Below are 16,343 nucleotides of genomic sequence, written 5' to 3'. Positions count from 1 at the left end.
GTCCGTTCCGGCACGCTCCCCCCCCCCCCCCCCCCCCCCCCCACCCCCACACCCCCCCCCCCCCCCCCCCCCCCCCCCCCCCCCCCCCCCCCCCCCCCCCCCCCCCCCCCCCCCCCCCCCCCCCCCCGATTCCCCCGGGAGCGCGGATCAGTCCGCGAGGTGCGGGAACTGGTAGAGGAACGGTTCCGCAGTGGCGGAGATGCCCCGGCCGAAGGGGGCGTCGAAGTCCCAGATCAGGAAGAGCAGGAACGCGATCAGGGCGCTGAACAGCCCCGCGAGCAGCAACTCCCGGAAGGACCGCCGGATCTGGAGGGTGAAGACCAGTCCGACGGTCACCAGAGCCCCGGTGATCAGGCCGAACCACACCACTCCCGGCATGGTGGCGCTCGCACTGGCCGCCCGTGCACTGCGTGCGTCGTCGGCGGCGCCGACCTGGTCCACCAGCGGCTGGTAGGCCTGCCCTTCGTGGTCGGTCTTCGGTTCGTAGTCGGTCACGTCCCGCCGGACCCGGTCCAGCAGCTGCGCGCCGCGCTCGGTGACCTGGCCGCGGTCGGCCATCACCTGCCATTCGGTGTCGACGACGTAGGAGACGTACGCGTCCACGTCCGAGCGGATCCGGTCGCGCACCGGGGCCGGATAGACCTGGGAGCGGATGCCGACCTCGTGCAGGGCCTGGGCTTCCTGGCGGACGTACTCCTGGGCGGCGCCGCGGGCCTCCCAGACGCCGGCGATGGCCAGGCCCAGGACGATCGCGTAGATCACGCCGATCATCATCGTCATGTACTCGATGACGTCGGGGGTTTCCGAGGGATCGTCGTCGTCGCCGATCCGCCGGTGGTTGAGGAAGGCGATGGAGAGCACCACGGCGCATGCCGCGGCCATCGCGAGGGACAGGACGAGCCATTCCGACAAGTTGGGTCTCCGAAAGGTCGAAGGGTCAGCGCGGGCGCAGGGCGGCGACGGCGAGCACCGCGGGGGCCGTGGCGAGCAGGGTGAAGGTCACCGGCGAGATGGTGTGGTGCTCCGGCTTCTTGCGGGCCGGGGCACGGTAGGCGGGCCTGGGGACCTTCAGCGCCGAGTGCGCCGGAGTGGGCCGCAAGGTGGGCCGTACGCTCGGCTCGGGGCGCGGCGCGGGCGGCGCCGGCACGGCGCGTACGACCGGGGGCCGGGCGGGGGGCCGGGGCGGCACCGGCTCCGGTGCGGGCCTGGCCTGCGGCGGCGGCTTCGGCCGGGGCTCGGGCGGCTTCGGCTTGGGTGTCGGCTTCGGTGCGGGCGTGGGGGTCGGCTTGGGCGTGGGCTTCGGCGTCGGTGTCGGCTTCGGTGTCGGCTTCGGCGTCGGTGTCGGCTTCGGGGTGGGCGTCGGCTCGGGGGTCGGTTCGGGGGTCGGCTTGGGAGGGCAGTGGCAGTGGCACCGGCAGTGCCCCTTGCCGTGCCCCTTGCCGTGTCCCTTTCCATGGCCGCGGCACGTGCGGTGGCAGCCGTGCCCGTGGCAGCGGCCCTCGCCGGCCCCCCGGAGGATGTGACGGCCGCCACGCCCGGACGGTTCCGGGACGCCCGCGAAGGCGTACGCGGTGACCCGGGAGCCCGTTTCACCCGCGACGGCACAGGCGCAGCTATCAGCCACGGCAGGGGTCACGGACAGGGCGGCCCACAGCAGGACCGATACGGCCGTCACCCGTCTGGCAGAGGGTCTCTTCACCCGGGGAGCATGGGCCCGCGGGCCTCCGCGCACGCTGCGGACCCCGCCGATTCGCCTGATCGTGCGGACTTCACACCATAGGGGTTTGAGCCAAAGATGGCTGCACCACGATCAGGTGTCGTTAAATCCCAAAAGGTATTTGTCGGTTTCGATCAAACCATGGGCACAACCGGGCACGTGCCTTTGGTGTGTGACGAAGAACGGATCGCCAATTTCCGCTTTAGCTCGCCCGGTTGGGCAATGATCAGTAGATTCTGCTCGGACAGCCGTAGGACGACGTCTTGGAGACCGTGATGGAGCGCCCGGACTGGGCACCGCCTGGCATCGACATATCCGTGCCGAGCGTGTCCCGTATCTACGACTACTACCTGGGCGGCTCCCACAATTTCGAGGTCGACCGGCAGACGGCCCGCCGCGCCATGGAATTCATGCCGGGACTCCCCAAGATCATGCAGGCCAACCGCGCATTCATGCGCAGGGCCGTGCGCCACGCCGTCGCCGAGGGCGTCACGCAGTTCCTCGACATCGGCTCCGGCATCCCCACCTTCGGCAACGTCCACGAGGTGGCGCAGGCCGCGAGCCCCGAGGCCCGCGTCGTGTACGTCGACCACGACCCGGTCGCCGTCGCCCACAGCCGGGCCGTCCTGGCCGGAGACGACCGCAGCGACATCGTCGCCGCCGACCTGCGCAAGCCCCGCGAGATCCTCGACAGCCCGCAGGTCGCCTCCCTCCTCGACCTCGACCGGCCCGTCGCCCTGCTGCTGGTCGCCGTGCTGCACTTCCTGGAGGACGGAGACGACCCCTACGCCGCCGTCGCCGAGCTGCGCGACGCACTCGCCCCGGGCAGCCTGATCGTCCTGACCCACGCCTCCTACGAGGGCGTCCCGCTCGACCCGGCAGTGGCCGGCGGCACCGTCGGCGTCTACCGCGACATCCGCAACCCGCTGGTGATGCGCACCCGGGAACAGGTCACCCGCTTCTTCGACGGCTTCGAGCTGGTCGAGCCCGGCGTCGTGTCGATGCCGGCCTGGCGGCCCGAAGAGCCCGTCAGGGGCACCGGGGGCGCGGCCGGAGACGCGGACCCCGAGGGTGCGGACGTACCCGTCGACCCGTACACCTTCTCTGGCTTCGCCGGCGTGGGACGCAAGGCGTGAGACTCCCCGTGCAGCAAGGGGGCCCCGCGGTGCCCCCCGACGGCCCGGAAGACCGGATCGCGCGCTTCGCGCGGATCTGGAGCCGGGCCATCTTCCCCGTCACCGCCACCTCCCTCACCCGCCAGGAGCTGGAGGAGCGCCTCGTACCGCTGGCGCGCACCCTCGCCGACGCACTCGGCGCGCAGCCCTTCGAACCCGCCCCCGCACAGCAGGTCGGCGCCGATCTGATCGACCTGCACTGCACCGACCCCGACGTGCTCTCCGGCACCCTCGGGGTCGTCGAGTCGTACCTGGTGCTCTACTGCGGCACCGACGTGCGCTCGGACACCGAGGAGTACCGCGCCCGCTGCGCCCGGCTCCAGCACGCCCTGGCCGCGGGGTTCGCCCGGGCGCTGCGCGAGCGCACGCTCACGGAGCAGGAGGCCATCGCCCGCTCCGCGCTGAGCGCCCGCAGCGACGCCCAGGCGGCCCTGCACGCCACCGAGACGCGCTTCCGCGCCGTCTTCGAGGGCGCGGCCATCGGCATCGGCATAGCGGACCTCGACGGGAACGTCCTGGAGGTCAACGACGCCCTGACCCGGATGTTCGGCGGACTGGAGGGCCACGTCCGCGGCCGCAACGTCAGCGACTGGAGCCACCCCGAGGACGCGCCGCACGTCTGGCGCATGTACGGCGAGCTGGTACGCGGCGAGCGCGACCACTACCGCGTCGAGAAGCCGTACTACCGGCACGACGGGACCGTGCTGTGGACCAATCTGACGGTGTCCCTGCTCCGCGACGCCGAGGGCAAGCCGCAGTACCAGCTCGCCCTCATGGAGGACACCACCGAGCGGCGCCTGCTCAACCTGCGGCTGCGGTACGAGGCCACCCACGACGCGCTCACCGGGCTGCCCAACCGGACCCTGTTCTTCGAGCGCCTGGAGAAGGCGCTCTCCGCCGCGAACGGCACCCGCTTCGGGCTCTGCTACCTCGACCTCGACGGCTTCAAGGCCGTCAACGACAGCCTCGGCCACTCCGCGGGCGACCGGCTGCTGGTGGAGGTCGCCGACCGGCTCCAGAGCTGCGCCACCGGGCCGGGCGAGATGGTGGCCCGCCTCGGCGGGGACGAGTTCGTGGCCCTCACCACCGCGGCGTCCGGCCCCGAGGACGTCACGGACCTCGCCGTGCGCATCCTCACCACCCTCTCCTCGCCGGTCCGGCTGGAGGGCCGAGAGCTCTCGGTCCGCGGCAGCATCGGCATCGTGGAGGGGCCGGCGGGGGAGCGCGGCCCCGCAGAGGTGCTGCGCAGCGCCGACATCACCATGTACCGGGCGAAGGGCGCGGGCGGCAACCGCTTCGAGCTCGCCGACGCCGAGGCAGACGCGCGCGCCATCACCCGGCACGGGCTCACCAACGCACTGCCCGCCGCCCTGGAGCGCGGCGAGTTCTTCATCGAGTACCAGCCGCTGGTCCACCTGAACGACGGCAGCGTGCACGGCGCCGAGGCGCTCGTGCGCTGGTCCCACCCGCAGTACGGCGTCCTGGGCCCCGACCGGTTCATCCCGCTCGCGGAACGCACCGGCCTCATCGTGCCGCTGGGCCGCTGGGTGCTGGAGGAGGCGGTCCGCCAGGCCCGTACCTGGCAGCGCGAGTGCGGCGGCCCGCTGCGGATCAACGTCAACCTCTCCCCGACGCAGCTGCACCACCCGGGCCTGGTCGCGGACACGGTACGGGTGCTCGAGAGCTCGGGGCTGGCGCCCGGGGCGCTGTGCCTGGAGGTCACCGAGTCCGCCCTGATCGGCGCCGACGACGAGCTGCTCGAACCGCTGCGGCGGCTGGCCGCGCTGGGCGTGGACATCGCCCTGGACGACTTCGGCACCGGCTACTCGAACCTGGCCAACCTGCGCCGGCTCCCGGTCAGCGTGCTCAAGCTGGACCGTTCCTTCACCCAGGGCATGCAGCGCCTGCCCGCCGACCCGGTCGACGTGAAGATCGTGGAGGGGATCGTGGCCCTCGCCCACAGCCTCGAACTCGCCGTCACGGTCGAGGGGGTCGAGACGGGCGCCCAGGCGGCGCAGCTGCGCGACCTGGGCTGCGACACGGCCCAGGGCTGGTACTACGCCCGCCCCGGGGCCCCGGACCGCATCCACGCCCTGGCCCTGGCGGACGCCATCCCCACCCCGACCTGACGCACGGCCCCGCTGCCGACGGACGCCCCTACGCCAGCAGGGTGCGCATCAGCTCGCGGGCCGCGCGGGTGGGGGCCACGTCCGTGCGGTGGGCCAGCGCGATCGTGCGGCGCAGCGGGGATCCGGCGAGCGGGGTGACGCGCAGGCCCCGGTCGGCTTGGCGCGCCACCATCGCCGGCACCACCGCCAGGCCGAGACCGGCCCGTACGAAACCCAGGACTGCGTCCATCTCGCCGCCCTCGACCACGAACGTCGGCTCGAAGCCCTCTGCGCGGCAGGCCGTCACGGTCAGCTCCCGCAGGTCGTAGCCGTGCCGGAACATCACCAGCGGCTGGTCCCGCAGGGCCCGGACCGCCAGCGGCCCGCCACCGCCGGGCGCCGGCTGCTCCGCGGACGAGACCACCACGAGGTCCTCGGTCAGCAGCTCCACCGTCGTCAGGGCCGGCGCGGAGGGCGGCAGCGGCAGCGCGATCAGGGCCAGGTCCAGCGCCCCGCGGGCCAGTTCGCGCACCAGGTCGAGCGAGCCGCTCTCCTCGATCAGCAGCCGGATCCCCGGATGCGCCGTGTGGAAGGCGCGCAGCACCCCCGGCAGCAGTCCCGTGCACACGCTGGGCGTCGCGCCCAGCCGCACCCGGCCCCGCCGCAGCTGCGCCAGCTCCTGGACCTCGAGGCGGGCGGTGTCCGCGTCCGCGAGGATCCGCCGGGCCAGCGGCAGCAGCGCCTCGCCCGCGTCGGTCAGGGCGATGTTCCCGCGCGCCCGGCTGAACAGCTCCGCGCCGAGCTCCCGCTCCAGCGCCTTGATCTGCTGGGAGAGCGAGGGCTGCGCCACGTGGACCCGCTCCGCGGCGCGGGTGAAGTGCCGGGTCTCGGCGACGGCCACGAAATAGACCAGCTGCTGAAATTGCATAGACCAAGCCTATGAACATCAGCCGCATCATGTCTTGGACCTTTCGGGGCCCAGGTCCCTAGCGTCGATGGCATGGCTCTGGCAACGCGAACGCCTCCCTCCCTCTGGGACTCGACCATCGGCAAGAAGGCCGTCATGGCCGTGTCCGGGCTGATCATGCTCGGCTACCTGGTCGTGCACATGCTCGGCAACCTCAAGATCTTCTTCGGCCCGGACGAGTTCAACGGGTACGGTCGCTGGCTGCGGCACATGGGCGAGCCCTTCCTGCACAGCCACTGGGGGCTGTGGGCCGCCCGCGTGGTCCTGCTCGCCGCCGTCGCCGCCCACGCGGTCTCCGCGTACCAGCTCAGCCGCCGCGACATCACGGCGCGCCCGGTGCGGTACGCGCACAAGCGGCGCCGGTCGAGCTACGCGACCCGCACGATGCGCTGGGGCGGGGTGATCCTCGGGCTCTTCATCGTCTGGCACATCCTCGACCTGACCACCCTCACCGTCAACGAGCGCGCCCTGGAGGGGCATCCGTACGAGAACGTCGTCGCCTCCTTCTCCACCTGGTACGGCAACACGATCTACCTCACCGCCATGATCGCGATGGGGCTGCACGTGCGGCACGGTTTCTGGAGCGCGGCCCAGACCCTCGGCGCCGGCAACGCCCGCCGCGACAAGGCACTCAAGACCCTGGCCAACCTGCTGGCCCTCGTACTGACCGCGGGCTTCGTCTCCGTCCCGGTCGCGGTCATGACCGGAGTGGTGAACTGACCATGAGCGACTACACCAACTACGCCACCGGCGCCCCGGTCGCCGACACCAAGGCCCCGCAGGGCCCGATAGCCGAGCGATGGGACCGCCGCCGCTTCGAGGCGAGGCTCGTCAACCCGGCCAACCGGCGCAAGCACACCGTCATCGTCGTCGGCACCGGACTCGCGGGCGGCGCCGCCGGCGCCACGCTGGCCGAACAGGGCTACCGCGTAGTGCAGTTCTGCTACTCCGACTCCCCGCGCCGCGCCCACTCCATCGCCGCGCAGGGCGGCATCAACGCCGCCAAGAACTACCGCAACGACGGCGACTCGGTGCACCGGCTCTTCTACGACACCGTCAAGGGCGGCGACTTCCGCGCCCGCGAGTCCAACGTCCACCGCCTCGCCCAGATCTCCGTCGAGATCGTCGACCAGTGCGTCGCCCAGGGCGTCCCCTTCGCCCGCGAGTACGGCGGACTCCTCGACACCCGCTCCTTCGGCGGCGTCCAGGTCTCGCGCACCTTCTACGCCCGCGGCCAGACCGGCCAGCAGCTGCTGCTCGGCGCCTACCAGGCGCTGTCCCGGCAGATCGCGGCCGGGAACGTCGAGATGCACGCCCGCACCGAGATGCTCGACCTGATCGTGGCCGACGGCCGGGCCCGCGGCATCGTGGCACGGGACCTGGTGACAGGTGACATTGCAACGTACTACGCCGACGCGGTGGTCCTCGCCAGCGGCGGCTACGGCAACGTCTTCTACCTCTCCACCAACGCCATGAACTCCAACGCGACCGCCGTCTGGCGGGCCCACCGGCGCGGCGCGTACTTCGGCAACCCGTGCTTCACCCAGATCCACCCCACCTGCATCCCGCGCACCGGCGACCACCAGTCCAAGCTGACGCTGATGAGCGAGTCGCTGCGCAACGACGGCCGCATCTGGGTACCGAAGGCCGAGGGCGACACCCGCCCCGCCCACGAGATCCCCGAGGACGAGCGCGACTACTACCTGGAGCGCATCTACCCCTCCTTCGGCAACCTCGTCCCGCGCGACATCGCCTCCCGCGCCGCCAAGAACGTCTGCGACGAGGGCCGCGGCGTCGGCCCCGGCGGGCAGGGCGTGTACCTCGACTTCGCCGACGCCATCCGCCGCATGGGCCGCGAGAAGGTCGCAGAGAAATACGGCAACCTGTTCGAGATGTACGAGCGGATCACTGCGGAGGACCCGTACGAGGTCCCGATGCGAATCTACCCCGCCGTGCACTACACGATGGGCGGACTGTGGGTCGACTACGACCTCCAGACCACCGTGCCCGGCCTGTTCGCCATCGGCGAGGCCAACTTCTCCGACCACGGCGCCAACCGGCTCGGCGCCTCCGCCCTGATGCAGGGCCTCGCCGACGGCTACTTCGTCCTGCCGTCCACCGTCAACGACTACCTGGCCCGCCACCCGCAGACCGGAACCGCCGAGCAGATGGACGACACCCACCCCGAGGCGGAGTCCGCCGTACGCGAGACCCGCGACCGGCTCGCCCGGCTGCTCGCCGTCGACGGCGACCGCACGCCCGACTCCTTCCACCGCGAGATCGGCGAACTCATGTGGGAGTACTGCGGGATGGCCCGCACCGACGCCGGCCTGCGCAAGGCCCTCGCCCGCATCCCGCAGATACGCGAGGAGTTCTGGCGGCGCATCAAGGTCCCCGGCAGCGGCGAGGAGTTCAACCAGTCGCTGGAGAAGGCCAACCGCATCGTGGACTACCTGGAACTCGCCGAGCTGATGTGCCTCGACGCCCTCCACCGCGAGGAGTCCTGCGGAGGCCACTTCCGCACCGAGTCCCAGACACCCGACGGCGAGGCCGCCCGCGACGACGAGTCCTTCTCCTACGCCGCCGCCTGGGAGTTCACCGCCACCGGCGAGGCCCCCGTCCTGCACCGCGAAGACCTGACCTTCGAGTACGTCCACCCCACCCAGCGGAGCTACGCATGAGGCTCAACCTGCGCGTCTGGCGCCAGAAGAACCCGGCCGCCCCCGGCGCCATGGTCACGTACGAGGTCGACGGCATCTCCCGCGACATGTCCTTCCTCGAGATGCTCGACACCCTCAACGAAGACCTCATCCTGCGCGGCGAGGAACCGGTCGCCTTCGACCACGACTGCCGCGAGGGCATCTGCGGGGCCTGCAGCCTCGTCATCAACGGCGACGCCCACGGCCCCGAACGCACCACCACCTGCCAGCTGCACATGCGGTCCTTCGAGGACGGCGACACCATCGACGTCGAGCCCTGGCGGGCCTCCGCCTTCCCCGTCGTCAAGGACCTCGTCGTCGACCGGGGCGCCTTCGACCGCATCATCCAGGCGGGCGGCTACATCACCGCCCCCACCGGCTCCGCGCCCGAGGCGCACGCCACCGCCGTCCCCAAGGCCGACGCGGACTCCGCCTTCGAGCACGCCGAGTGCATCGGCTGCGGGGCCTGCGTGGCGGCCTGTCCCAACGGCTCGGCGATGCTCTTCACCTCGGCCAAGGTCAACCACCTCAACGTGCTCCCGCAGGGTTCGCCCGAGCGCGAGACCCGCGTGCTCGACATGGTCGCGCAGATGGACGAGGAGGGCTTCGGCGGCTGCACCCTGACCGGCGAATGCGCCACCGCCTGCCCGAAGGGCATCCCGCTGCCGTCGATCGCCGCCATGAACAAGGAGTGGCTGCGCGCCGCCCGCAAGGTCCGCCGCTGACGCGGCACCCGGGTCCGCCGATCGGTTGACGGGGCGCCGGTACGCCGTGCCGCGCCCCGGCCGGGTCCCGCCGATGGCGGAGAGTGCACCCCATGCGAGCAACCGCAGCGAGCGCAGCCACCGACGGTACGCAGGCCACGGGAGCCGACCGTCCGGCGGGAGCGGGCGTACCCCGGCGCAGCGTGCTGGCCGCCCTCGCCCCGCTGGTGGCCGGCTGCACGGACGGCGGAACACCGTCCGGGCCCGCCCCCGGCCCACCCGGCGCCCGGGACACCCTGGTGATGGTGATCCGGCACGCCGAGCACCCGTACGCGGGCGCCGACGGCGAGGACGAGGAGGGCGAACCGGACCCCGGCTCGCTCTCCGGCCGCGGCCACCGCCGCGCACAGGCCCTTCCCGGGCTGTTCGTCCCCGTCAGGGCCGCCAGCCTGCCGCCTCCCGCGACGCTCTACGCCGCCGCCGGGGCCGCCCGGTCCCGGCAGACCGTGGCCGCCCTGGCGCAAGAGCTGCGCACCCCGGTCCGCACCCCGTGGGCGGTGGGCAGGGAAGCGGAACTGGCCCGGGCCGCCCTGGCCGCCCCGGCCCCGGTCCTGATCTGCTGGGAGCACACCGGCATCCCCCGCCTGGTCCGCGCCCTCGGCGCCGACCGGGTCCTCGGCGTCCCGGCAGGCTGGCCGGACCGCCACGACCTCGTGTGGACCTTCACCCGGCACGGGGGCACCTGGCAGTTCGCGGAAATCGCACAGCACCTCATGCCGGGCGACGCCTGACCGGCGGCGCCGCGCCACGCACCCGCACGGCCGGCAGGTCTCAGCCGGTGCCCAGCGCGCGGGCCAGGTAGGGAGCCGTACGGCTGCCCGCCGCCGCGGCCACCTCGCGCGGCGGACCGCACGCCACCACGCGGCCGCCGTCCTCGCCGCCGCCCGGCCCCAGGTCGATCACCCAGTCCGCTCCCGCCACCACGTCCATGTCGTGCTCGACGACCACCACCGAGTGCCCCGCCTCCACCAGCCCGTGCAACTGCCGCAGCAGGACCTCCACATCGGCCGGGTGGAGCCCCGTCGTCGGCTCGTCCAGCAGGTAGAGCGTGTGGTCCCGCCGCACCCGCTGGAGCTCCGACGCCAGCTTGATGCGCTGAGCCTCGCCGCCCGAGAGCTCGGTCGCGGGCTGCCCGAGCCGCAGGTAGCCCAGGCCGATGTCCTGGAGGGCGCGCAGGCTGCGGGCCGCCGACGGCACCCGCGCGAAGAACTCCGCGGCCGATTCCACGGTCAGCGCGAGCACGTCGGCGATGTTCAGCCCCTCGTGCCGGACCTCCAGCGTCCCGGCGTTGTACCGGGCGCCCCCGCACTCCGGGCACGGGACGTACGTACTGGGCAGGAAGAGCAGCTCCACCGAGACGAAGCCCTCGCCCTGGCACGTCTCGCAGCGCCCGCCGGGCACGTTGAAGGAGAAGCGCCCGGCCTTGTAGCCGCGGGCCCGGGCCTCCGCCGTGCCGGTGAAGATCTTCCGCACCACGTCGAACAGGCCGGTGTACGTGGCGAGGTTGGACCGCGGCGTGCGCCCGATGGGCTTCTGGTCGACCTCCACCAGCCGGGAGACGGGGCAGTCGCCGCCCGCCGCCAGCCGCTCGGCGACCGTCCCGGCGAGGGCCCGCCCCACCAGCGTGGACTTCCCGGACCCGGAGACACCCGTCACGGCGGTGAACACCCCGAGCGGAAACTCCACGTCCAGACCGCGCAGGTTGTTCCGCGTCACGCCGGTGAGCCGCAGCGCTCCCGACGGCCCGCGCACCTCCCGCGCCGGCGCCGCCCCGCGGCCGAAGAGGAACCGGCGCGTCGCCGACTCCGCCACCTGCGCGAGCCCGGCCGGCGGGCCGCTGTGCAGCACCCGGCCGCCGTGCTCCCCGGCCCGCGGGCCCACGTCCACCAGCCAGTCGGCGCTGCGCACCACGTCGAGGTGGTGCTCGACCACGAACACGGTGTTCCCGGCCGCCTTCAGCCGCTCCAGCACCCCGAGCAGCGCCTCGGTGTCCGCCGGGTGCAGGCCCGCCGACGGCTCGTCCAGCACGTACACCACCCCGAAGAGCCCCGAGCGCAGCTGGGTGGCCAGCCGCAGCCGCTGCAGCTCGCCCGCCGAGAGGGTGGGCGCGGCGCGGTCCAGGCTCAGGTAGCCCAGCCCCAGTTCGGTGACCGGCCCGATCCGGGCGAGCAGGTCCTCCGTCAGCACCCGTACGGTCTCCGGGCCGGGCGCGGAGGCGAGCAGGGCGGACAGTTCGGTGAGCGGCAGCCCGGCCAGCTCGGCGATGGTGCGCCCGGCGAACGTGACGGCGAGTGCCTCCGGCCGCAGCCTCCTGCCGTCGCAGTCCGGGCACCGGGCGCTGGTCAGGAAGCGCTCCGCCTTCGCCCGCAGGGTCGCGCTGCGGCTGTCGGAGAACGTCTTCATGACGTACCGCTGTGCGCTCGTGTACGTGCCCTGGTACGGGCGCTGGATCCGGTCGGCCTCGCGCACCGGGTGCACGGTGACCACCGGCTGCTCCTCGGTGAACAGGATCCACTCCCGGTCCGCCGGGTCCAGCTCGCGCCAGGGCCGGTCCACGTCGTACCCGAGGGCGTCGAGCACGTCGCGCAGGTTCTTGCCCTGCCAGGCCCCCGGCCAGGCAGCCACCGCCCCCTCGCGGATCGACAGGGAGGGGTCGGGGACGAGCAGGTCCTCGGTGGTGCCGTGCACCCGGCCGAGGCCGTGGCAGCCGGGGCAGGCGCCGGTGGCGGTGTTCGGCGAGAAGGCGTCCGAGTCCAGGCGCTGCGCGCCCTGCGGGTAGGTCCCGGCGCGGGAGAACAGCATCCGCAGCGAGTTGGACAGCAGGGTGACCGTGCCGACCGACGACCTGGACCCGGGGGCGCTGCGCCGCTGCTCCAGGGAGACGGCGGGCGGCAGTCCGGTGATCTCGCCGACCTTCGGGGCGCCGACCTGGTGGATCAGCCGCCGGGCGTACGGGGCCACGGATTCGAAGTACCGCCGCTGTGCCTCCGCGTACAGCGTGCCGAAGGCGAGCGAGGACTTGCCGGACCCGGAGACCCCCGTGAAGACGGTGAGCGCGTCGCGGGGGATGTCGACGTCGACGCCCCGGAGGTTGTGCTCGCGCGCGCCGCGGACGCGGACGTACGGGTCGACGGGCCGGGAGGGGGCCGGCGAGGTCGGCCGGGGTGCGGGGTGGTGCATCCCGCCGATGCTACTTGGCCGGAGGCGGCAGCCCCGGAGACAGCAGGAGGCAGCAGGAGGCAGGAACGGAATTATAGAGTCCGCAGCGGCTCAATGGCCGGATTCCATCTCATACTTGACGAGTCGTCCGGTCATCCTCGAGTCGTAGAGAGCTTGACCCGTGGGCTGATTCGCTCCGGCTTTCGGCATATGAGGGTTGCCGTGTCCCCTTCATCTTCCGAAAGGACCGGCTCCCGTGCGCATGCGCAACATCGCGTCGCTGCTGGCCGTGGGCGTCACCGCGACCCTCGTCCCGGGCCTCGCGCCCGCCCAGGCCGCCACCACCCCCGCGGCCGACGGACACCTCCGCCAGACCGTCTCCTGGAAGCGGTGCGATCCCGAACAGCCCGCCGCCTACCAGTGCGCGACCATCAAGGTCCCGCTGGACTACCGCAAGCCCGCCGGCCGCAAGATCGACGTGGCGATCTCCCGGATCAAGGCCGCGAGCCCGGCGAAGAAGCGCGGCGTGCTGCTGTTCAACCCCGGCGGCCCCGGCGGCCCGGGTCTCGACATGCCCCTGCTCGGCCGCCAGATGCTCGCCAAGCAGGTCCGCGAGAGCTACGACCTCATCGGTTTCGACCCGCGCGGCGTGGGCCAGAGCACGCCGGTGACCTGCGGCCTGACCGGCAGTGACGCGAACTTCCCGCGGGTCTACAAGAAGGAGACGTTCAAGCGCGACGTCGCCTGGGCGAAGGCCGTGGCCAAGAAGTGCGAGGCCAAGTCCGGCCACCTGCTGCCGTACATCACCACCCGCAACACCGCACGCGACATGGACGTCATCCGCACCGTGCTCGGCGAGCGGAAGATCTCCTACCTGGGCTACTCGTACGGCACCTACCTCGGCGCCGTCTACAGCCAGATGTTCCCCAAGCGGACCGACCGCTTCGTCCTCGACAGCGGTGTGGACCCGAAGCGCATCTGGCGCGGCATGATCCAGGTGTGGGCCGAGGGTGCCGAGCCGGCCTTCGCCCGCTGGACCAAGTGGTCCGCCAAGCGCGACGCGCAGTACCACCTCGGCCGCACCCAGGCCGAGGTCTCCAGGACCTTCTGGAAGCTGGTCGGCCGCGCCGACCGCGAGCCCATCGTCATCGAGGGCCAGAAGATCACCGGTGACGACATCCGCTCCGCGCGGGGCGTCTTCTTCAGCGTCGAGCAGGCCTCCCAGTTCGTCGTCGCCCTCAAGCAGGCGGCCGCCGGCCGCGCGGCCACCCTCCCCGACGCGCTGAAGGCCCGTCCCGCCGCCGCCCCGACGGCCGCGTCCGCCGCGGTCCCGGCGGACAACGGCGAGGCAGCGTTCCTCGCGGTCATCTGCACGGACACCTCGGCCTGGCCGCGTGACCCCGCGCAGTACCGCCGCGACGCGATCCGCGACAAGGCCAGGTACCCGCTCTACGGCGACTTCGCGTCCAACATCACCCCGTGCGCGTTCTGGAAGAAGGGCATCGAGCCCGCCACCCCGGTCGCGAACAAGGTCGGCATGCTGACCATCCAGAACGAGTGGGACTCGCAGACCCCGATGTCCAGCGGCGTGGGACTGCACCGGGCCCTGAAGGGCTCGCGCATGCTGACGGTCGACGAGGGCGAGGGCCACGGCGTCTACCTCTTCGCCAAGAACCCCTGCGTGGACTCCAAGGTGGACGCGTACCTGACCACCGGCAAGCTGCCCGCCCGCGACGTCACCTGCAAGGCCGTCCCGACGGCCCAGCGTCAGGAGCTCCCGCTCCCGGACACGCAGCGCTTCCCCGCCTCGGCCGGCCGCTTCTGATCCGGTCCGATCCGGTCCGAGCCGCTTCCGACCCGGTTCTGACCCGGTTCTGACCCGGTTCGGACAGGGCAGCATCCGCTGCTGCGGTTCCCTCCGTGAAGGGATCGTGTCCCGATCGTGGCGCGAGGTTGACATTCCGTCTGCCGTTGTCGCTTCGAGACCCGATCGCAACCCTCCCGAGGGGCCCGACAGGCCCTCTCGGACGTCACATTCACCAGTGCTGACGATCCGAGGGGGCCACATGACGCTCTGCGCAAGGACGTACGGAAGACTGCTCGCCGCGCTCGCGGCCGGGGGGCTGCTGCTCACCGGCTGCGGGCACGGCACGGACCGGGCCCACGACGGGCGGGGGGCGTCGCGGGACCTCGCGCACATCCGGCCCGACGGCGGCGGCGCGTACGACCGGGGAACCACCGCCGGGCAGGGCGAGGACGACGGGATCCGGCGCACGGCCCCGCCCGACCACCTGTCCACCTTCGCCCTGGACGTCGACACCGCCGGGTACGGATTCGCCCGCCGCACCCTCGCCGAGGGCCGGCTGCCCGACCCGGCGACCGTCCGGCCGGAGGAGTTCGTCAACAGCTTCCGCCAGGACTACGGCCGGCCCGACGGGGACGGCTTCTCGGTGACCGTCGACGGGGCCCGGACCCCGGACGAGGACTGGTCGCTGGTGCGCGTCGGGCTCGCGACCAGGACCGCGGACTCCGACGAGGCCAGGCCGCCCGCGGCCCTCACCTTCGTGGTCGACGTCTCGGGCTCGATGGCCGAGCCGGGCCGCCTCGACCTCGTGCGCTCGTCCATGGACGCGATGGCCGAGCGGCTGCGCGGCGACGACTCGGTGGCCGTGGTCGCCTTCAGCGACCGGGCCGAGGTCCGGCTGCCCATGACCCGCCTGGACGGGAACCGCGACCGTCTGCACGACGTGATCGACCGGCTGCGGCCCCTCGACTCCACCAACGTCGAAGCCGGTGTGACCCGCGGCTACGAGGTGGCCGTCGAAGGCCACCGCCGCGGGGCCGTCAACCGCGTCGTCCTGCTCTCCGACGCGCTCGCCAACACCGGGGCCACCTCGGCGGACGCCATCCTGGAGCGGATCGCCGGGGCCCGCCGCAGCCACGGCATCACCCTCTCCGGGGTGGGCGTGGGCAGCGACTACGGCGACGCGCTGATGGAACGCCTCGCGGACCGCGGCGACGGCCACACCACCTACGTCTCCGACGAGGAGGAGGCCCAGCGGGTCTTCTGCGAGGAGCTGCCCGCGCAGATCGAGCTGCGCGCCCGGGACGCCAAGGCCCAGGTGTCCTTCGACCCGCAGACCGTGGAGCGGTTCCGGCTGATCGGCTACGAGAACCGCAAGGTGGCCGACGAGGACTTCCGCGACGACAGCGTGGACGGCGGGGAGGTGGGACCGGGCCACACCGTCACGGCCCTGTACGCCGTACGGCTCCGGCCGGGCGCCGAGGGGCACGTGGCGACGGCCACGGTCCGCTGGCTCGACCCGCACAGCCGGGCGCCGCACGAGGAGTCCGCCCGCGTCGAGGCGGCTGCGCTCGGCGCCGGCCTGTGGACCGAGGCGCCGGCGTCGTTGCAGGTCGCGGCGGTGGCGGCGTACTTCGCCGCGGAGCTGCGGGAGTCGGCCGCCGCCTGGGAGCCGCTGCCGGGCGCGCAGCCCCTTGGCCGTCTCGCCGGTCACGCTGAGCGGCTGGCCGCCCGTACCGGGGACCCGGAGGTCCGCAAGCTGTCCGAAGCGGTCCGGCAGGCGGACCGGCTACGAGGGTGAGCCCGGACGGCCGGCGGTGGGGGGGGGGGGGGGGGGGGGGGGGGGGAGGAGGGGGGGGGGGGGGGAGGGGGGGGGGGGGTCGGGGGGGAAATCTTGGCGGGGGCGTCGCCGCTGCTCACGGAGGGGGAGGGTGACGGCACGCTCGGGCG

The 16,343-nt window shown here is 73.0% G+C and carries 12 protein-coding genes; 8 read left to right on the top strand and 4 right to left on the bottom strand.

What is annotated here, in order from left to right; all coding sequences use genetic code 11:
• Positions 1–147: 147 nt before the first annotated feature.
• Positions 148–912 (bottom strand): bestrophin-like domain, encoded by a 765-nt coding sequence (locus ACZ7H1_RS26690; protein ID WP_470790307.1) that lies wholly within the window; start codon positions 910–912, stop codon positions 148–150.
• Positions 913–937: 25 nt separating this feature from the next.
• Positions 938–1,099: a hypothetical protein gene (locus ACZ7H1_RS26685; protein ID WP_470790306.1), complete on the bottom strand. Its 162-nt coding sequence runs from the start codon at positions 1,097–1,099 to the stop codon at positions 938–940.
• Positions 1,100–1,992: 893 nt separating this feature from the next.
• On the opposite strand from ACZ7H1_RS26685, the gene ACZ7H1_RS26680 reads away from it, so the two are divergent.
• Positions 1,993–2,853 (top strand): SAM-dependent methyltransferase, encoded by an 861-nt coding sequence (locus ACZ7H1_RS26680; RefSeq protein ID WP_470790328.1) that lies wholly within the window; start codon positions 1,993–1,995, stop codon positions 2,851–2,853.
• Positions 2,850–5,021 (top strand): putative bifunctional diguanylate cyclase/phosphodiesterase, encoded by a 2,172-nt coding sequence (locus ACZ7H1_RS26675; RefSeq protein WP_470790305.1) that lies wholly within the window; start codon positions 2,850–2,852, stop codon positions 5,019–5,021. Before ACZ7H1_RS26680 ends, ACZ7H1_RS26675 begins: the two co-directional genes overlap by 4 nt.
• Positions 5,022–5,049: 28 nt before the next feature.
• Here the strand turns inward: ACZ7H1_RS26675 and ACZ7H1_RS26670 are convergent, their stop codons facing one another.
• A complete protein-coding gene (locus ACZ7H1_RS26670; RefSeq protein WP_470790304.1) occupies positions 5,050–5,928 on the bottom strand; it encodes a LysR family transcriptional regulator in 879 nt (292 codons plus the stop codon).
• A 72-nt stretch (positions 5,929–6,000) separates the two neighbouring features.
• Between ACZ7H1_RS26670 and ACZ7H1_RS26665 the strand changes: the two genes are divergently transcribed.
• From ACZ7H1_RS26665 to ACZ7H1_RS26650, 4 genes are all read left to right on the top strand, one after another.
• Positions 6,001–6,687, top strand: a complete 687-nt coding sequence (locus ACZ7H1_RS26665) for a succinate dehydrogenase (RefSeq protein WP_470790303.1) — start codon at positions 6,001–6,003, stop codon at positions 6,685–6,687.
• 2 nt (positions 6,688–6,689) lie between these two features.
• Positions 6,690–8,648 carry a fumarate reductase/succinate dehydrogenase flavoprotein subunit gene (locus ACZ7H1_RS26660; protein ID WP_470790302.1) on the top strand — a complete coding sequence of 653 codons (1,959 nt, stop codon included), beginning with the start codon at positions 6,690–6,692 and terminating at the stop codon, positions 8,646–8,648.
• Positions 8,645–9,391: a succinate dehydrogenase/fumarate reductase iron-sulfur subunit gene (locus ACZ7H1_RS26655; RefSeq protein ID WP_470790301.1), complete on the top strand. Its 747-nt coding sequence runs from the start codon at positions 8,645–8,647 to the stop codon at positions 9,389–9,391. Before ACZ7H1_RS26660 ends, ACZ7H1_RS26655 begins: the two co-directional genes overlap by 4 nt.
• Before the next feature lie 92 nt (positions 9,392–9,483).
• On the top strand, positions 9,484–10,161 hold the full coding sequence (locus tag ACZ7H1_RS26650; RefSeq protein WP_470790300.1) for a hypothetical protein: 678 nt from the start codon (positions 9,484–9,486) through the stop codon (positions 10,159–10,161).
• A gap of 40 nt (positions 10,162–10,201) precedes the next feature.
• On the opposite strand, the gene ACZ7H1_RS26645 is transcribed toward ACZ7H1_RS26650, so the two are convergent.
• Positions 10,202–12,610 (bottom strand): excinuclease ABC subunit UvrA, encoded by a 2,409-nt coding sequence (locus tag ACZ7H1_RS26645; RefSeq protein WP_470790299.1) that lies wholly within the window; start codon positions 12,608–12,610, stop codon positions 10,202–10,204.
• Positions 12,611–12,851: 241 nt separating this feature from the next.
• On the opposite strand from ACZ7H1_RS26645, the gene ACZ7H1_RS26640 reads away from it, so the two are divergent.
• Both ACZ7H1_RS26640 and ACZ7H1_RS26635 read left to right on the top strand, forming a co-directional pair.
• A complete protein-coding gene (locus ACZ7H1_RS26640; protein ID WP_470790327.1) occupies positions 12,852–14,414 on the top strand; it encodes an alpha/beta hydrolase in 1,563 nt (520 codons plus the stop codon).
• Between the two features lie 241 nt (positions 14,415–14,655).
• Positions 14,656–16,194: a vWA domain-containing protein gene (locus ACZ7H1_RS26635; protein ID WP_470790298.1), complete on the top strand. Its 1,539-nt coding sequence runs from the start codon at positions 14,656–14,658 to the stop codon at positions 16,192–16,194.
• The last annotated feature ends 149 nt before the right edge of the window (positions 16,195–16,343 follow it).

It is taken from the genome of Streptomyces sp. NPDC037401 (assembly GCF_055602345.1).
The sequence above is the reverse complement of the archived record's forward strand: the minus strand, read 5'-3'. Positions and strand labels throughout refer to the sequence as shown.